General features: G+C 46.1%; 18 protein-coding genes and 1 pseudogene. 4 read left to right on the top strand and 15 right to left on the bottom strand.

The genetic code is table 11. The features are described 5' to 3' along the window. Positions 1-58: 58 nt before the first annotated feature. Positions 59-613 carry a hypothetical protein gene (locus ACEW9J_RS25440; RefSeq protein ID WP_373547861.1) on the top strand — a complete coding sequence of 185 codons (555 nt, stop codon included), beginning with the start codon at positions 59-61 and terminating at the stop codon, positions 611-613. Between the two features lie 2 nt (positions 614-615). After that, positions 616-1,050, top strand: a complete 435-nt coding sequence (locus ACEW9J_RS25435) for a hypothetical protein (RefSeq protein ID WP_373547860.1) — start codon at positions 616-618, stop codon at positions 1,048-1,050. A gap of 217 nt (positions 1,051-1,267) precedes the next feature. Here ACEW9J_RS25435 and ACEW9J_RS25430 read toward each other — a convergent pair whose 3' ends face one another. The 8 genes from ACEW9J_RS25430 to ACEW9J_RS25395 all read right to left on the bottom strand — a co-directional run bounded on the left by ACEW9J_RS25430 (position 1,268) and on the right by ACEW9J_RS25395 (position 6,322). Further along, on the bottom strand, positions 1,268-2,305 hold the full coding sequence (locus tag ACEW9J_RS25430) for a DUF2806 domain-containing protein (protein ID WP_373547859.1): 1,038 nt from the start codon (positions 2,303-2,305) through the stop codon (positions 1,268-1,270). 172 nt (positions 2,306-2,477) lie between these two features. After that, positions 2,478-2,681 carry a YgiT-type zinc finger protein gene (locus ACEW9J_RS25425; protein WP_373547858.1) on the bottom strand — a complete coding sequence of 68 codons (204 nt, stop codon included), beginning with the start codon at positions 2,679-2,681 and terminating at the stop codon, positions 2,478-2,480. Positions 2,682-2,698: 17 nt separating this feature from the next. Next, entirely contained in the window at positions 2,699-3,019 is a 321-nt protein-coding gene (locus ACEW9J_RS25420; RefSeq protein ID WP_373547857.1) for a DUF4258 domain-containing protein, read from the bottom strand. 79 nt (positions 3,020-3,098) lie between these two features. Next, complete coding sequence (locus ACEW9J_RS25415) at positions 3,099-3,359, bottom strand: type II toxin-antitoxin system RelE/ParE family toxin (RefSeq protein WP_373547856.1); 261 nt, start codon at positions 3,357-3,359, stop codon at positions 3,099-3,101. Continuing rightward, positions 3,356-3,586: a hypothetical protein gene (locus ACEW9J_RS25410; RefSeq protein WP_373547855.1), complete on the bottom strand. Its 231-nt coding sequence runs from the start codon at positions 3,584-3,586 to the stop codon at positions 3,356-3,358. The genes ACEW9J_RS25415 and ACEW9J_RS25410 overlap by 4 nt, the downstream gene beginning before the upstream one ends. Positions 3,587-3,626: 40 nt before the next feature. Then, a complete protein-coding gene (locus tag ACEW9J_RS25405) occupies positions 3,627-4,100 on the bottom strand; it encodes a hypothetical protein (RefSeq protein ID WP_373547854.1) in 474 nt (157 codons plus the stop codon). A gap of 243 nt (positions 4,101-4,343) precedes the next feature. After that, positions 4,344-5,117 carry a glucosamine-6-phosphate deaminase gene (locus ACEW9J_RS25400; protein ID WP_373547853.1) on the bottom strand — a complete coding sequence of 258 codons (774 nt, stop codon included), beginning with the start codon at positions 5,115-5,117 and terminating at the stop codon, positions 4,344-4,346. A gap of 215 nt (positions 5,118-5,332) precedes the next feature. Continuing rightward, a complete protein-coding gene (locus ACEW9J_RS25395) occupies positions 5,333-6,322 on the bottom strand; it encodes a protein kinase (RefSeq protein ID WP_373547852.1) in 990 nt (329 codons plus the stop codon). A gap of 241 nt (positions 6,323-6,563) precedes the next feature. Here ACEW9J_RS25395 and ACEW9J_RS25390 point away from each other — a divergent pair, with 241 nt between their 5' ends. Beyond that, positions 6,564-7,463 (top strand): rhodanese-related sulfurtransferase, encoded by a 900-nt coding sequence (locus ACEW9J_RS25390; RefSeq protein ID WP_373547851.1) that lies wholly within the window; start codon positions 6,564-6,566, stop codon positions 7,461-7,463. A gap of 73 nt (positions 7,464-7,536) precedes the next feature. Here ACEW9J_RS25390 and ACEW9J_RS25385 read toward each other — a convergent pair whose 3' ends face one another. The 3 genes and pseudogenes from ACEW9J_RS25385 to ACEW9J_RS25375 all read right to left on the bottom strand — a co-directional run. Next, positions 7,537-8,427, bottom strand: a complete 891-nt coding sequence (locus ACEW9J_RS25385) for a pirin family protein (RefSeq protein WP_373547850.1) — start codon at positions 8,425-8,427, stop codon at positions 7,537-7,539. A gap of 64 nt (positions 8,428-8,491) precedes the next feature. Next, positions 8,492-8,668, bottom strand: coding sequence for a hypothetical protein (locus ACEW9J_RS25380; protein WP_373547849.1), 177 nt, complete (start codon positions 8,666-8,668; stop codon positions 8,492-8,494). Positions 8,669-8,833: 165 nt separating this feature from the next. After that, a pseudogene (locus tag ACEW9J_RS25375) lies at positions 8,834-9,007 on the bottom strand (transcriptional regulator); the annotation flags it as partial. Between the two features lie 104 nt (positions 9,008-9,111). Here ACEW9J_RS25375 and ACEW9J_RS25370 point away from each other — a divergent pair. Continuing rightward, the gene (locus ACEW9J_RS25370; RefSeq protein WP_373547848.1) at positions 9,112-10,422 is read left to right on the top strand and encodes an aminopeptidase P N-terminal domain-containing protein; all 1,311 of its coding nucleotides are present in this window, start codon (positions 9,112-9,114) and stop codon (positions 10,420-10,422) included. A 210-nt stretch (positions 10,423-10,632) separates the two neighbouring features. Here ACEW9J_RS25370 and ACEW9J_RS25365 read toward each other — a convergent pair whose 3' ends face one another. From ACEW9J_RS25365 to ACEW9J_RS25350, 4 genes are all read right to left on the bottom strand, one after another. Next, the gene (locus ACEW9J_RS25365; protein WP_373547847.1) at positions 10,633-11,640 is read right to left on the bottom strand and encodes an isochorismatase; all 1,008 of its coding nucleotides are present in this window, start codon (positions 11,638-11,640) and stop codon (positions 10,633-10,635) included. Between the two features lie 180 nt (positions 11,641-11,820). Further along, positions 11,821-13,086 (bottom strand): ABC transporter ATP-binding protein, encoded by a 1,266-nt coding sequence (locus ACEW9J_RS25360; RefSeq protein ID WP_373547846.1) that lies wholly within the window; start codon positions 13,084-13,086, stop codon positions 11,821-11,823. A 234-nt stretch (positions 13,087-13,320) separates the two neighbouring features. After that, positions 13,321-13,860: a chemotaxis protein CheW gene (locus ACEW9J_RS25355; RefSeq protein WP_373547845.1), complete on the bottom strand. Its 540-nt coding sequence runs from the start codon at positions 13,858-13,860 to the stop codon at positions 13,321-13,323. A 347-nt stretch (positions 13,861-14,207) separates the two neighbouring features. Then, the gene (locus tag ACEW9J_RS25350) at positions 14,208-16,625 is read right to left on the bottom strand and encodes a response regulator (protein WP_373547844.1); all 2,418 of its coding nucleotides are present in this window, start codon (positions 16,623-16,625) and stop codon (positions 14,208-14,210) included. Between the last annotated feature and the right edge of the window lie 117 nt (positions 16,626-16,742).

Here is a 16,742-nt window from a genome sequence, read left to right as displayed (position 1 = left end):
CTCATTGTAACGAACTTGGTATGATGCTTGGCATTAGAGATATTTAAGCAGTCTGAGAATGAGTGAAACTATTTGGGTGTATGGCTATCATGGCACCAGTATGGATCGAGCTTCCGCAATTGTCAAAACTGGCTTCAACCCTAGTAATAATGAGTATGACTGGCTGGGTAAAGGTATTTATTTTTGGCAAGATGCCCCCAAAAGAGCTTGGCAATGGGCACAATCCACGCATCCAAATAATCCAGCAGTGGTGAAATCTAGATTGAAACTGGATCGTAGCTGCTTAGATTTATTGGACATCGGTTATTCCCCACTTTTAAAGACGATGTACAATGGGTTTATAACCAGTTACACACAACAAAATCTCACCCTTCCACAGCAGAATCCCGATCGATCCAAAGCCCATCGACTAGACTCTGCATTCTTCAATTATGTGGTGAAAACATTTAATAGTTCTTCCGACTATCGGATCGACTCAATTAGATCGGCATTTATAGAAGGTGACAGGATTTTTCCAAGTTCGGCAATTTACGATCTCACTCATATCCAGATTGCGATTTTGGATTCAAGCTTAATTGAAGAGTTATGTATACTCACAATGGATGATATTTAGCTATGCCATTAGATCCTAAAGAATTCGAGAAAGTATTTGCTAATCACTTTGAAACGATCGCGTCAGAACAGTTTTTGGATAATTTAAAAAAATCTTGCCCATACTTATTTGATGAAGATTCGATCGTAACCACTAACGCAATTGATACGATAGAACATAATCCAATTATAGACTTGAATCTGTCTAAACAAGCTGTCGAAACTTATATCCTCAGTCATGGCTGGCAACAAGTAGATCACCCCAATAAAAACCTCCAGGTTTTTGCTGGATTGGTAGATAATGATGGTCGATCGATCCGACTAGCTTTACCTCTAAGCAATGACCTAAAAGATACACCTTTGCGAATTTATCAGGCGGTACAAACGATCGCAGATATTGAAGATCGATCGCTGAATGCAGTGATTGCAGATATTGAGAAAGTTAAAGCATCACAATAAAATATTGATTTTTACGATCGGGGCTGGCTGTTGTTCGACAAATATCACTCCCTCCGCCACAGGATTCCACCCACTAGGTATTGTAGCGAGACGGTGCATCGATTTTCACTCTGACAGACAGCATCTTATTCTAACGAACTTGGCGGTGGTGGTTGAATCTGTCTAGAATTCTGCTGCCAATCATGAGTTAAGCTTCGTTTTTAGAAATGCGTCAGTATTATGCTGGAATAATTTCGATTTCCATCATCTGTAAATTTTGAAGTGCAAAGTATTCTGTGAGTGCAGTTGTGTAACTTTCAGAAGGTTCAATATCAATAATATTCATAAGTTCTATCCCAGAGCGTGAAAGCTTAACCCCACTGAGCCTTAATTCTTGATTGCTTACTCGTTCATTGGATGTACTAAGAACGTATTTACGGTTTTGATATAAAAACGGAAGTATAGCTTGATCATTTCTTTTAATAATACATATTTGGTAATCTTGGTAGGAGTTATAGTCAGGAATTATTAACCCATATTCATGCAGGATATTAAGATTGTCAAATTGTAGTCCATAGCTTTGAAGAGAATTTGATCCTGCGTCACCATTTATTGATACAACACGTACGTCAATCAATGTATTGCCGATTTTTAGAGATACACACAGTGAACAAAGTTGTCGAAACAAAATCGCTGCATTATTGTCAAGCTCTGCTAACAGCTTCACAGTCTTGATCGAAAATGATGAAGGCCGTTGAATCTCTCCAGCTAAAATCTTACCAAATAGAAATTGCATTTCTTCTGTACTTTTCTGACTAGCCTCCTTTTCAAAATTATTTAACCAGTCCTCATTCATTGCGGGAACTTCTGTTGCTTCATTTGACATTGATGCAGATTCAATGACATCTTGATGAATCTGTTGAACTGCGATCTCAGAAACTTTATCAAGATTGACCTGCTCACGAACAATTTTTTGACTATATCTTTTTGCCGCAGCATTGGCAAATTCAGGATTGACATTCATCTGGTTGGCAATTTGGTCGCCGCTTGTAGTCATAAGCTTGACACGTGATTGCGTTTCTGCTCGTTTTTCTGTAGCAATCCCTTCAAGATAAGCAACTGGGATATCAATAGCGGCTGAACAAAGCTGATTCAAAGCCTTGAATACATTTTTTCTAATGGGTGCAGGAATTGATGAGCTAGTAACTAAATCAGTGAATAAATCACCAGCACTTGTCAAAATACCTCCGCTCACATCATCTGATTTTGTACTCATGTCATTGTTTCGATCGCTCATTGTGTAATTCCCTTACCTGGAAGATTCAATAATAATTTATTATACAAATATTTTAAGTACGCGTGTATTGAGCGAGATAATTTGGAAGGTAGAATCGAATTTCTCAAGCTTATCCCAGTTATCTCGATCGACTGTTTTACTCGATCGAATCTCATGCAGCATATTTATAAACTTGAACTTCAGTAAATTGATCGGGTGCTTGCCCAGTCATGATAATTTGCTGTAAATGCTCCACTGTTGACGGCGAAAAAAACTGCTCTCCCGTTTCTTCATCCACACGCGCAGGCACATTTTCAATTACGAAAATTTTTCCATTAAGTTCGAGTGTATATGTCACCTGCTGTTCAACTTGCATGTCTCTATTACTCATTATTAATTACTTATCCTCTGTGTAAAGTCATCATTCCAGCGTTGCAGACTTGGCTCATATAAGGTGATAATTTTTATCAGTGGGCGAGAAGGATAGCTACAGTGAATATGAATTGGTCGTTTGTCTTGTGTCAAACCACTGATTAGACAACTTGCACCATATTTATCATCGGGATAGTCTTCTATAATCTGTCCATTAGCGATCGATTCCCTGACTTCCCGCAGCACAATCTTACGGATAATTGATTGGTCAACAGCATGTTTAGAAAACTCGAATTGCTCATCAGCAATTTTCTGGCGTATTTCTTCTATAGATGCTGTCATTGGTTCATTATCTCATATTTACCAAGATCGAGAGCGTTCAAACTCGTTGATGTAGCCTCCGCTTGGCGGGATCGACTTATCAGTAGAATTGTTCATAATCATCATGACTACCAATCCAAAACCATGTCACCTTATCGCCATCCAAAATGCCAACAGCGCGATAGTTACGTGTGACTCGAATCGACCAAATTCCTTCTTTGCTGTCGATGCACTTGAAATGTAGCGAGGGATGAAAGGGATTATCAGCCCAAAGGCGATATGTTTTTCGCGCTCTTTCTCTAATTGGGTTGCTAAGTTTTTGGTATTCAGCCCAAAATGAGGGCAGCGTTGCGGACTTCATAACTGTGAGTAATCCATTGGCACTGACTTACCTTCAGCAATCTCTCGCTTCGCTTGTTGAGCCGCAGCAACTAAATTAGTGTGCGATCTCTGAAATGAAGACTCCCATTTTGCTTCATCCTCTAAATCGGCAATATATTCGCGAATATGCTCGGAAACTCGATCCTGTAGATCGGCAGGCAGGGATTCAACCATTTTGACAATTGTTGTGATGGCGGCAGAAGACATATGTTTGCGACGATTAATATACTAAAAATTATAACTAGTTCTACTGAACATCGATAACTAGTTTCTGGTCGATTCGACCAGAGCCAGAAAACTGCTGGGTAACATTAGTATTTTTACCTGTAAAGCTTACTAAAATTGTATCGTCAGTTCGAGGTGCAATTCCAGATATTTCTACTTCATAGCGTCCCGCTTTCATCATCGGTGCGAGGTTTAATTCTAGCGAGTTATTAGAGATCGTTTTGATAACTTTGCCATTCATTTTCACCTCTACTCGCTCCATCCGCACTGGAGCATTATTCGTATATCCTTGTACCCGCAAGATATGTGGTTGACTGAGATCGGCTCGATCGAGACTCACCGTGGTAGATTGAACTTGCCCGCCATCGGCATCCGTGGTGACGATGACACTACTCTGACTGACTACTACTGCATCGCCACTCACATTTGCCATAGTTACGACTGAATTGCTCAGGCATAAAACAGCACTAACGACGATCGACTGTACAACTTTCACTAATTTTACCTCTACTTAATTAGTACTATAGCGAGCCTACATTAGATACTTAGGATCTTTATACTGGTACGTTACGGCAGCAGCCCAACACACCCTACATTAACCTAGCTTTTCATTTAGGATTGCGATCGTGTAAAATTCAAAAACAACTACTCAGCTAGCGTAGTTATTCATGGTTTATATACTTCGACGCTGGAGTATTCGCTCTGTTCCTAATTAAGCGATCGCGATCGAAATCGTCCGTTATTGGAGCATACTAGCTGCGGCTTCATCTAAATATAATGTTGCGGTCGGATACTTCCGCAGGATGGACGCTGGACATGTTGGCGAAATTTCACCAGTCAGCATAGTTTTAATAATACCTGCTTTCCTCGCTCCCATTGCCAGACAGCAAATCTTTCGCGCTCGACAAATCGTCGGGAGCGTGAGCGTGAGGGCGTATTGAGGGACAGCTTCAATTCGATCGAAAAATCCGGTATTTACCTGTTGTTGTCGCGATTTGTCTGCCAATTTTACCAACTTTACCGGATAACGATCGTTAAAATCTGCCACTTCTGGATCGTTAAAGGCAATATGTCCGGTTTCACCAATCCCTAGCAAGCAGAGATCGATCGATTGTGCTAATAATAAGCCATGATAGCGATCGCATTCCGCCATCGGTTCCAATGTATCTCCAGCTAGATAATTGAATTTACGCAGAGTCACTTTTTGCTCTACCAATTCTCGCATAAATAACTGAAAACTCGCTGGATGCGTACCCCCAATCCCCAGGTACTCATCTAAATGAAACAACGTTATTCGTCCCCAGTCAATCTCGCCAAATGTTGTCAAATTCTTGAGCAACTCGATCTGTGAAGCACCACTCGCCAAAATTGCCGCCGCAGCACCCTGTCTATCGATTACCGCGTTCAGATAAGACTGAGTTTGTAGGACTAGACTATCAACCAAATCTGCTTCCTGACGATAGACCTCAACTTGCAGAGCATCAACTTGGAAGGTACGTAATGGAGTAGACATAGTTATCAATCTATCGATCGTCATATCGAACGATTTTACCGCAATTGAGATCCGTCGCACGAGTAGATTTAGCTACTCACATCTTGCACCAGCGACGCGCTCTTGCAGTCGGGAAACAAAGGCGGGCGAGAATCGAGAATCGCGAATCGCTACCCTCTACCCTCTCAATACTAGTAACTTTGTCTTGATGCAAGATATGAGTAGCCAATCGCCGCTCATTCGTGCATTAGATCCAAAGGAGAATCGCTAATCGATCCACCACCCATACCTCCCACAGATTGTATCCGACTAACGACCCCAACGGTACCGACCAAACCCAATCCAACCAGGATCGCCATCGTCATAATTTTGCTAGTTAATCGTTGATGACTAAACTCAGCATCGATCGAGCGACTTGATGAGACGGGGATATCGTTGTCACATCGCGATAATGTCTCCAGATCTGCCAATACTGCCATCGTACAATCATATCGATCGATACACTCAACCCTTGTCATCTGCTCCAAAATCGTTGCCAATCGATCGCTAACCTTCGTTAAATCCCGCCATAATACTTCATGCGCTGCATTCTTGGGCAAGTGGAGCGGGTAATGTCCCGTCAGAAATTGAATTGCTGTCATCCCCAGCGCGTAAATATCACTCCCGAAAGTAGCTAATCCTGCCGCTTGCTCTGGTGCGTGATAGCCTGGAGTACCTACCACCGTCATCGGAACTAATGAATCACCCTCCAAATCTTGAACCGCCCCAAAGTCAATCAAATACAATTGCCCATTGTCCCACCGCCGGATGATATTAGCAGGTTTGATATCGCGATGAATCGCTTGCTTTTGATGCACATAACCCAATACCTTGAGCATCTCCCGCAGAAATCCAATTACCTTCGCTTCGCTCCACCGATGACCGATCGTAAATTCCTTACTCAGATCGTCTCCAGCGACAAAATCCTGCACCATAAAAAAATCGCCCTGATGCTCGAAGCACTCCACAGTTTTGGGAATCTGACTGTGCTGAAACCGATCGAGGATTGCCGCCTCCAACTTAAACAACTGCAACATCCGAGGATGCTCGACTTTCGGGCGCAGTTGCTTAACCACACACTGGGGTTCGCCTAGTGCAGCCAGATTTTTTGCTAAATAAGTATGCGCGAAGCCACCTTTACCGAGCCGTTTGATAATTTGGTAACGACCGTCCACGATAATATTCATGGGCTAGAGTGAGCACAAGTTGCTATTAAACTTCTAGGTAAATATATTCGCCGATCTTATCGCTCGAATCTGTATGCTGTGAGACAATTAGCATTGACCATAGATTAGTAACTCTAATTGAGTTATTTAAACTGTGAGGTAGCTAAAACCACAACGCTTTCATAGCAAAGCTTTTACAGTAAGACCGATCCCCAAAGTCGATCTAGTTAGAATTAATCAATGTGACAAATAAGCAACAGTTATGGATCGAGTTATTGCCGCCTTTTATAAATTTGTGAAGCTATCTAACTACGCAGAGCGTCGTCAACCCTTGCTAAATCTCTGTCAGCAGCATCAGATTAAAGGCACAATTTTGCTGGCTGCTGAAGGGATTAATGGGACGATTGCGGGGACTCGATCGGGCATCGATGCCATCTTTGCCGATCTCAGAGCCGATCCCTGTTTTACCGATCTAGAATATAAAGAATCGATCGCCACTAAACTACCATTCGACAGGCTTAAAGTCCGACTCAAAAAAGAAATTGTCACCTTGGGTGTTCCTACCGTCGATCCCACCAATCTCGTCGGTACCTATGTCAAACCCCAAGACTGGAACGCACTAATCGCCAATCCCGATGTAATGGCGATCGATACCCGCAATCATTACGAAGTCGAAATCGGCACCTTTGCAGGTGCGATCGATCCGCACAACAACTCCTTCAACGAATTTCCTGAGTACGTCGCCACCCATCTCGATCCCCACCAACACAAACACATCGCCCTCTTCTGTACAGGCGGTATCCGCTGCGAAAAAGCTACCTCCTACCTCCTTTCCCAAGGCTTCGAGAACGTCTACCACCTCCAAGGCGGCATCCTCAAATACCTAGCAGAAATCCCCGCCACCCAGAGCCAATGGGAAGGTGAATGCTTTGTTTTTGACGAACGAGTCGCCGTCACTCACGGACTAGCACCAGGCACCTATCAAATCTGCTGGGGCTGTGGCGATCCGATCGCTCAGTCAGATCTCACCTCCCCCCACTACGAACCAGGCATCTGTTGTCCCCGCTGCTACCCGTCAATTACCCCCGAACAACGCGCCCGCCGCACCGAGCGATCGCGACAACTGCAACTCGAAGCTACTCCCGAACCTATGACAAATTAGACATTTAGGTAGGAATGAACGGTGGATGGTGGATGGTGAATGGTGGATGGTGGATATCTATTTCTTGGATCGATTACAGTGGTTGTTCTTGGCGATCGGTTTCTTCAGGTAAGGGAATAAATTCGGTTTCTTCAGGCACCTGCCCGAAATGTCCCTGCTGCCAATCTTGCTTGGCTCGATCGATCCGCTCGGAATGACTCGACACAAAATTCCACCATTTGAGCCGTTCGCCAACGGGTTCGCCGCCAATGACAACACAACGAGCTGAACTCTGGGCAGAGATCGATACTGATGCTCCAGGCGCAAGCACTGCTAGGCGATGTTGTGCCAGTGCCGTGCCATCGATTTGCAATCCGGCGGTGACACTATAAATAGCTTGCTCTGAATGATCGCTCGGCAACGTAAACTGCGATCCAGGAGCAAGTTGCACATCGAGATAAATCATCGGTGAAAACGTCTGCACAGGCGAAGTCTGACCGAATGCGGTACCAGCAATCAGCACGAATGATACACCTTCACTCTCCCAAGCTGGTAACTCGCTGGCTGGATGATGCCGAAACCAGGGGTCTGTTTCCTCATCCTCATCGGGAAGTGCGACCCAAGTTTGAATCCCATGTAGGGTAGTTTCTTTGCTTCGTTCGTCATCCGGTGTCCGCTCTGAGTGAACGATGCCGCGTCCTGCGGTCATCCAGTTCACCGCACCAGGACGAATTTCCTGAACGCTGCCGATACTATCGCGATGTAGCAATACACCCTCGAACAAATAGGTGACGGTTGCCAAATTAATATGCGGGTGAGGTCTGACATCTACACCTTTGCCTGGGGGAAACACCGCTGGGCCGAGGTGGTCGAAAAAGATAAAGGGGCCAACTAGTGTCAGCGTGTCTGATGGTAGCAAGCGACGGGCTTCAAATCCGCCCAAGTCTTGAATGTGAGGTTCGATGAGGTGCAGGCGATCGCTCATAATCTAATGTTTAGCAAGATTAAGACTGTAATGTTAATTATCGATCGAATGCCCAGTCGATGATTTATGCTCGACTAAACAACATCGAATCGACGTGAAATAATTGACCCAGTAATTCAGCACTCGATCGATCGATCTGAGTCTTGCCATTCAAGATATTTTCAACGGCTGATTGAGATCCGAAAATATCTACTAACTCAGTCGATCGCAGATCTCGCTGCTCCATTAGGAATAATAGCATCGATAATGGGTTGATTGGTTTGTCCCGCTGATAAAAATCCTGCTCGAATTTTTCTACTATACTAAACACGGATGAGAGCTAGACTTTTACTCCAAGGGTTGAAACCCTTGTGGAGCAAAGCTTAGGCTATTGAATAAAAAGTCCATCCTGTAGCCGTTTTGAGTGTAACACGATCGTCAACTCATACAGTTCCTGTTGCTCTGGAGTGCGATCGGACAAGTGCATCAACTTCTCAACTATTACGAGAGCCTGCTCGTTTTCAACTTCTGTTTTAATCAGCTTGGGTTGATACTCCAATAATAAGTCCCTGTATCGATCTCGACTAAAAGTAAGCGTCATTTTTCCATTGCTCCTTATCAAGCCATATGTCCATAATCATATGAAACCTCTAAATCGTCCAGGATTGCTAAGATAACAATATACTCAGCATAGGTTAGAAGTTCATGCAAGCAGAATACCGCCACCGTCGGGAACAGTTCATGTCCAAAATTGGCAATGGCACCGCGATCGTCAGTAGTGCGCCGATGGCTGTGATGCACAATGATGTCGAATATGTCTATCGTCAAGATAGTGACTTCTACTACCTGACTGGCTTCAACGAACCCAACGCCGTCATCGTCCTCGCCCCGCACCACGACGAACACAAATTTATCCTGTTCGTGCAGCCTAAAGAACGCGAGAAGGAGATCTGGACGGGATACCGCGTTGGTGTTGATGCCGCCAAAGCCGAATATGGTGCAGATGAAGCCTATCTGATTAGCGAACTCGACGAAAAACTCCCCCAATATCTAGAGAAAGGGGACAAAATCTACTATCACATGGGGCGTGACGAACAGCTCAATAATAAAGTAATCAAGCATTGGCAACGTCTGCTCCGTTCCTATGGTAAACGCGGTACAGGACCGATCGCAATTGAAGACCCCTTCCTCACCCTCCATCCCCTGCGGATGATCAAAAGTCCTGCCGAATTAGACTTGATGCGCGAAGCTGCCAGAATTGCCGCCATCGCCCACAACCACGCCCGCAAGTTTGCTAAACCAGGCGTAAAGGAATACGAAATCGAAGCCGAAATCGAATATATCTTCCGCAAACATGGTGCGATGGGTGTTGCTTATCCCTCGATCGTCGCAACTGGCTCTAATGCTTGCGTCCTCCACTATATCGAAAATAACAGCGAACTAAAAGACGGCGACTTACTCCTGATCGACGCTGGTTGCTCCGTCGGCTATTACAACTCCGACGTTACCCGCACCTTCCCCGTCAATGGTAAATTTACCACCGAACAAAAAATCATCTACGAACTAGTCCTGGATGCTCAAATGGCGAGTATCGAACAAGTCAAACCAGGCACCACCTGGAAAGACTTCCACCATACCTCCGTCCAAATTATCACCGAAGGCTTAGTCAACCTCGAACTCCTCACGGGTGATGTCGATACCCTGATCGAAGAAGGAAAATACAAAAACTTCTATATGCACGGTACCGGACACTGGCTCGGCTTGGATGTTCACGACGCGGGGATCTACATGCACGGAGCCGAAACTTGGTACCAATTCCAACCAGGGAATATCATCACCGTCGAGCCTGGGATCTACATCTCCCCCGACATCGAAGCCGCTGAAGGACAACCCTCGATCGATGACTGTTGGAGAGGTATCGGTGTCCGCATCGAAGATGATGTCCTCGTCACCGCTACCGGAAATGAAGTCCTTACCGCCGCCGTCCCCAAATTCGTTGAAGACATCGAATTTTAACTCAGGAATAAGGATTAATAGCCTAGCGTCAATTCGGGATAAGAATCTTTGCTATATTGCCCTCTCCCCGCCTTCGCCTCCGGCTCTGGCTCCCCTCTCCCAAGCTTGGGAGAGGGGTTGGGGGTTGGGGGTGAGGGCTGGTGGGTTAGCGGGTACTAGAACTGGATTTAGCACGATCGCGATCGCCAAACATACAATTTACCCCACAAACTACTGTAAAAATATCCGATCGTCTGTTGACTTAACAATATTCATCCCCGCCTCAGCAAACCGTTGAAAAGCAGCATCAGCTCGATCGGTATAATCGACTACTCCAGGGATGACCACTGGAGATGTACAGTCTACCAATAAATAAACCTTCTGTGTCAATTGCGAATCGATCGCCCCAATTTCTGTCAATAGATCGTTAACCGTCCAAGCAACACAATGACTCTGCGCTTGTCCAGCGATAATTAACTTATCCGATCCTAATAAAAGCTCGATTAAACTATCGTTTTTACTAGCAATCTCTTCACCAAATTGGTTTGTAAAAACCTCTGGAGCCAAAGCCGAGTAATTTTCCGTCAAAGTTCGATCGCCCTTAATCGAAAAACTCGCCTGACTAGTTCGTGCAATCCCATGAAAAAAGATCGCTTCCTCCACAGCGGGAACTAAAGCATGACCGATACCGCCTAACATGGCATGATACGGCCAAATCAGCAGCGGATATTTGCCGCCACCACTCAACTGCTGTACATAATGCAGCGCATACGCTTGAAGCTTGTCTGGTTCTGCTCCAAATTCAGGATTAACTCGCCATTTTCCCGACATCACATCCTCTGGTGTAATTGTCGTCACTGCTGGCGTGGGATGTTCGTCTTTTTCATCGATCCAAAAAATCGGGTGGAAGATCTGGTGCAGGTGATGAGTATCCATCGTTGCAACTATTTGGTCGATGTCACCTAAATTATGGTAGACAAACTCGCATAGTCGCAGATTATCATCGATCGCGCCCCGCCCACTTCTGCCCCCGACAAATAGTTCAAAGTCAGGCAAGCAGAAGGTATTCTGCACGTCGATGAGTAATAGTCGAACATTGGTCTGTCCCTGTAATGTGGGTTGCAGTTGGTGTGTTTGTGCCCAGGCTCTAGCTGCGATCGACAGGTCTTGATAAGGCACTCGCCAGATCTCCCCGACTCTGGCTGGCTGGAAGTGCTGGGGGATAGGTAACTGTGTCATATATGGTTTATATAAAATTAAGTAATAAATTTATTATAGTAATTTTTACCATATATATCAACCGATCGATGACTGTCAACTGAGCGATCCTAAATCAGATCCTGGCGACGAGCGGATACTGGTGCTCATGCGGCTTGCGCCTAACACACCCTACCTCGATCGACTACCAATTATCAATTATCAACTATCAACTACCCTCAGTGCTAAACCAGTATCTCGATCGAATAGATGAACTTTATCAGTAGCTACTGAGAGCCAGACTTCCTCGCCAACCGCGACTAATTTATCTGGTGAAACTCGAACTTGGAGTGTTAAATCTGCTGGCTCTAAATTATCAACTCTGACAGCAATATAAGTATCATTACCCAAGGCTTCGACTGTTTCGACAATGCCATGAAAGTTTTTGGTTGCAGGTAAACCGATCGTTAAATGTTCGGGACGAATACCCATTAATAACGATCGATTCGAGTACTCACTGAGGAGCGATTCCCATTCTGCTTCTAACGTAATCCAAAATTGTTGATTGCCGATCGATAGTGGTAGTTTTACTTGAACAGGGATTAAATTCATCGGTGGAGAACCAATAAATTGGGCGACGAAAATATTGGCAGGATGGTTATAAATTTCTAGCGGGGTAGCAACTTGTTGAATTTGTCCCCGATCCATGACGGCAATGCGATCGCCCATAGTCATCGCTTCAGTTTGATCGTGGGTGACATAGATCGTCGTCGTCCCTAATTGACGTTGTAATTTGACGATTTGGGTGCGAGTCTCGGCGCGGAGTTTGGCATCGAGATTGGATAATGGTTCGTCCATGAGGAATACTTGAGCATCACGCGCGATCGCACGACCCAATGCTACCCGCTGTTTTTGTCCGCCTGATAGTTGTTTGGGGAAGCGATTTAATAAACTATCGATTTGCAGCATTTTGGCAACTTGCAAAACTTTCTGAGCGATAACTTTTTCCCGTGCTGAAATATAGCGAAACCCGCGTGGAAAACCGCGACTAATTTCTACCAGAAAGTTTTCCACCTGCGGGGGTAAACCGTCGTTTTTTTTGGTTAGATCTGCGGTGGCGAAAGATTGACTCCGCCGCAACCCAAAAGCGATATTGTCATACACCCGCATATGTGGATAGAGTGCGTAACTCTGGAACACCATCGCGATCTCCCGCTCCTTGGGCGGTAAATCGTTTACGAGGATCTCTCCGATGCTGATATTCCCCGCAGTCACTGTCTCTAAGCCCGCAATTAGCCGCAAGAGCGTACTCTTACCACAGCCGGATGCTCCAACTAGCACCATAAACTCACCATCGTTGACGGTCAAATTTATCCGGCGCAGAACGCTTTCTGCAACTGAGAGATTTGTTGTTCCGGCTTTCCGATTAGCTTCGGGAATCGCAGGACTATAGCTTTTGTAAATATTTTCTAGAGTAACTTGTGCCACGGTAGATCTCTGTCAATTACGCGAGAGTCTCTATCTTCCCACACTATCGCAAGTAGCTTCTCTCCGTTCGCGAATCGTCGATCGATCCTCACATCTAGCGATTCTAAATGAAAAGCTTAATCCCTAGAGGGCGGGCATGAAGCACCGCCCCTACAGATCGATTGTTTTCGCTCTGAACTCAAATAGGATTGCTATGGCGATCAAGTATATGTTCTAGTTCCCGATCTCTAATGATTAATTGAGATGACTGGCTGAATTAGCACTTAATTGTGCTGGAGATCCAAGACCTAAGAGCAGTATTTGCAAGGGTTCTAGACCATTTTCTTGGGGGACGATCGCCATGTGGCTGACGAAACTGAGCTGATTGACTTCGCGATAGGCGAGGGGGATCGATCGAATCGTGCCTGGATCGATATCGATTAGGACTGGTGCATCTTTGATGGGAAGACCGCAAAATTCTCCGGCTTGAGTGTGAAATAAGATCAGAAATTTTGAGGAATCACGATCGGATTCAATACTTGTAAATTTTTGGCGCAAATCTACAATTGTGAGGGTTTGTTCGCCGAGATTAATCATGCCGATCCCATTTTTGAGGATAGCTCGATCGGGAGGATAAACGATCGCTTTTTCGACTGCTTCGACGGGGAGGGCAAATAGGTATTTAGCCATTGAGGTGTGTTCGATGTCTGCGAGGCTAAAGACGATCGTGCGGATGGTGTTGGGGTTGTCGTTGAGGCTGGATAGGCGTTGGGGGAGGAGGGATGGGGTGAGCATGGGGGTTGGGGTGAGTGATTGTGCTGGGCGGAGTGGTAAATGATAAATACTGGTGGGTTGCGAGTTTTATTAGTCTGGGGAGAACCCATTTGAGATCTTCTAGTAAGCAGCTAATCGGTATCCGAAGAGAACTTGAGGGTGGCGATTTTCCTAGTGTGGACAGAACCCGGATCTGGGGGTTCCGACCCCCAGACCCCCCGTTGAGGAGCGGAACGCCGCCCCTCAAACTCCCCTGCGTAAGGTTCGACTAGTGTGTAGCGGCTTGCGCTTCGCATTAGTGCTTGGGCTTTGGATTACTAGTCCCGCTCGCAGGGGTAGCCTAAAGCCTAAAACCTAAAGCCTAAAGCCTAAACCCCACTCGGTTGAGCTAGTTGAGCGACGATATCTAGTAAATCGCGATCGGATTGGGGTTTGGTGAGGTAGTTTTTGGCTCCTAGTGTCATGGCGAGATCGCGGTGTTTTTGGCCGCCGCGAGTGGTGAGCATGACGATCGGAATGGCTTTGAGTTTGGGATCTTGACGGCAATAGCTGAGGAACTCGAAGCCGTTCATTTGGGGCATTTCGATGTCGCAGACTACGAGGCGGATGCGGGGGTGTTCTTGGAGTCGGAGGATGCCTTCGCGTCCGTGACTGGCTTGAATTACTTGACATCCGGCTTTGGTGAGGGAGCGGACTAGGCTTTGGCGTTGGACGAGGGAATCATCTACTACCAAAACTTGGAGCTGTCTACCTGGTTGGGCGGAGTTGCGATTATTTAACTCGTTGAGGGTATCGGCAACTTCGTCAGGAAGGGGGGAATCGTTGGCTGGAGCCAGGGCTGGTTGTTGGGTTGTCGGTGGTAGTGCGGGTAGGTTAGCAGGGATCCGAGGTGCTGAGGTGGAGGTTTTTGTCTGTACTCGTGCTAGCAATTCGACTGGATCGAGTGCTAGGGTAAGGCTACCATCGCCGAGAACGCTGTAGCCTTGGATGTAGTTGGGCAATCCAAAGGTTTGACTGAGAGATTTGACTACTAGTTCTTGTTCGACGAGGATACGACTGACTTCGAGACAGATTTGCTCGTTATCGATATCGAGGAGGAGGAGGGTGTTGGTGCTGTTTTTTGATTTGGCTGGGAACAGACTCAGCGCATGTTCGTTGGCGACGATCGGGCAGTGGTATTCTAGGAGGCTATTGAGCGGGTAAATGGGGATGAGTTTCTGGGCGGAGCCGTCGCCCCAGCGCAAGAAGTTGGATGTACCTTGGGCGAATAATGATTGGGATTGAATCTGATCGGGTGAGGGTAATAATACCTGACTGATGGCTTCGGAGCGCAGTGCGTGGATGAATCCTTGGGATTCACAAATCATCAAGCGGGTGGTAGTGAGATTGAGTGGGAACTGCATGATAAATGTTGTCCCAATGCCAGCGATCGAGCGGACATCGATCGTCCCCTGCAAGGCACTCAAACGGTCGCGGACGACATCTAAACCGATGCCGCGACCTGAAAGATCGTTTACTTTCTCAGCGGTGGAGAAGCCTGGAGCAAACATGATTTCGGCTAGTTCGGCTTCGGTCGCGGTATCGGCGTGGTTGGCTGCGAGGAGATGGAGATCGATCGCGCGTTGACGAATTTTAGTCCAGTTCAATCCTTGTCCGTCGTCGCTGACTTCGATTTTGGTGCGGTTGCCTTGGTGATAAACTTCGATCGTCAGTTGTCCGGTGGCTGATTTGCCTTGGGTGGCGCGAATTTCGGATGATTCGATCCCGTGATCGTAAGCGTTGCGGACGAGGTGGAGGAGAGGATCGTAGAGCTTTTCGGCGATGATTTTGTCGATCGAGACTGTACTACCAATTAATTGCAGTTGCGCGGGTTTGCGATGGGAAGCCACCATCTGTTGGAGTAGACGCGGAAAGCGATTGAGCACTCCAGAAATCTCCACCATTCTGGCTTCAAATAATTCTGACTGAGCTTCGGCGAGTAGTTGTTTTCGCTTGTTTAATGTCGTCCGCGATTTTTGGGTTGTTTCTGCCAAATTGTTGACGTCGATACCTAGTTTGGTGATGTCGTCTGTCAGGTTTTGGATCAGGATACTCAAATCGCTGTAGACATCCAATTCGAGGCTATCGAATTGAGAGTGGATTTCACTGGCTGCTTTTTTGGCTCTTTTACTGTTGTGCTTACCACGGCGGGTGGAAGATTTCGAGCCTTCGTTGAGTAAGGTATTTTTGTCAGCCCAATCGCTCACTAGGCGAAGTTTTTGTTCGCAGCGACGATATTGTTCGACGGTGGAGCGAACGAGTTTTTGGAGTTGCTCGGCGCGGAGATATTGTTGGTTGTCGTCAATTAGCAATTCGCCGATGGTGTGGCTGAGTCGTTCGAGTTGAATGGTAGCAACCCGCACGCTCACCAGTGCTTCGGGTTGAGCTTCGCGTTCGGTAGCTGGGGTGGTTGCTGACGGATCGAGATCTTCAGGTGAGGATGATTCTGGATGTCCGAGCCAAATCGATTGGAAGATGCGATCGACTCCAGAGCTGGTACTCACTACTAATTCGGAACTAGAACGATCGTTCCTCAATTGTGGGCTTTGCTCGATCGCTTCGATGAGATATTCTGTCTGAATTAGATCGGTGCTATACTCGATCGCTTCTGGCTCAAAGTCGCCAATCTCGACAATCTCTAAATCAGGTTCGATCGAATTGCCAGAATCAAAGGTGGTATCGATGGAGTCATCGATCGCTAATTGCTGGAAATTTTCGATGGTTGGAGTCGATTCATCATCGACCAATGAGAGCCATTCCGATGAAGATGTGGTGTCGGTAAATTGGGCGACGGGGGTTGATTCATCCTCGACTAATGAGAGCCATTACGATGAAGATGTGGTGTCGGTAAATTGGGCGACGGT

Source organism: Chamaesiphon sp. (genome assembly GCF_041737865.1).
GTDB lineage: Bacteria > Cyanobacteriota > Cyanobacteriia > Cyanobacteriales > Chamaesiphonaceae > Chamaesiphon.
The sequence above is the reverse complement of the archived record's forward strand: the minus strand, read 5'-3'. Positions and strand labels throughout refer to the sequence as shown.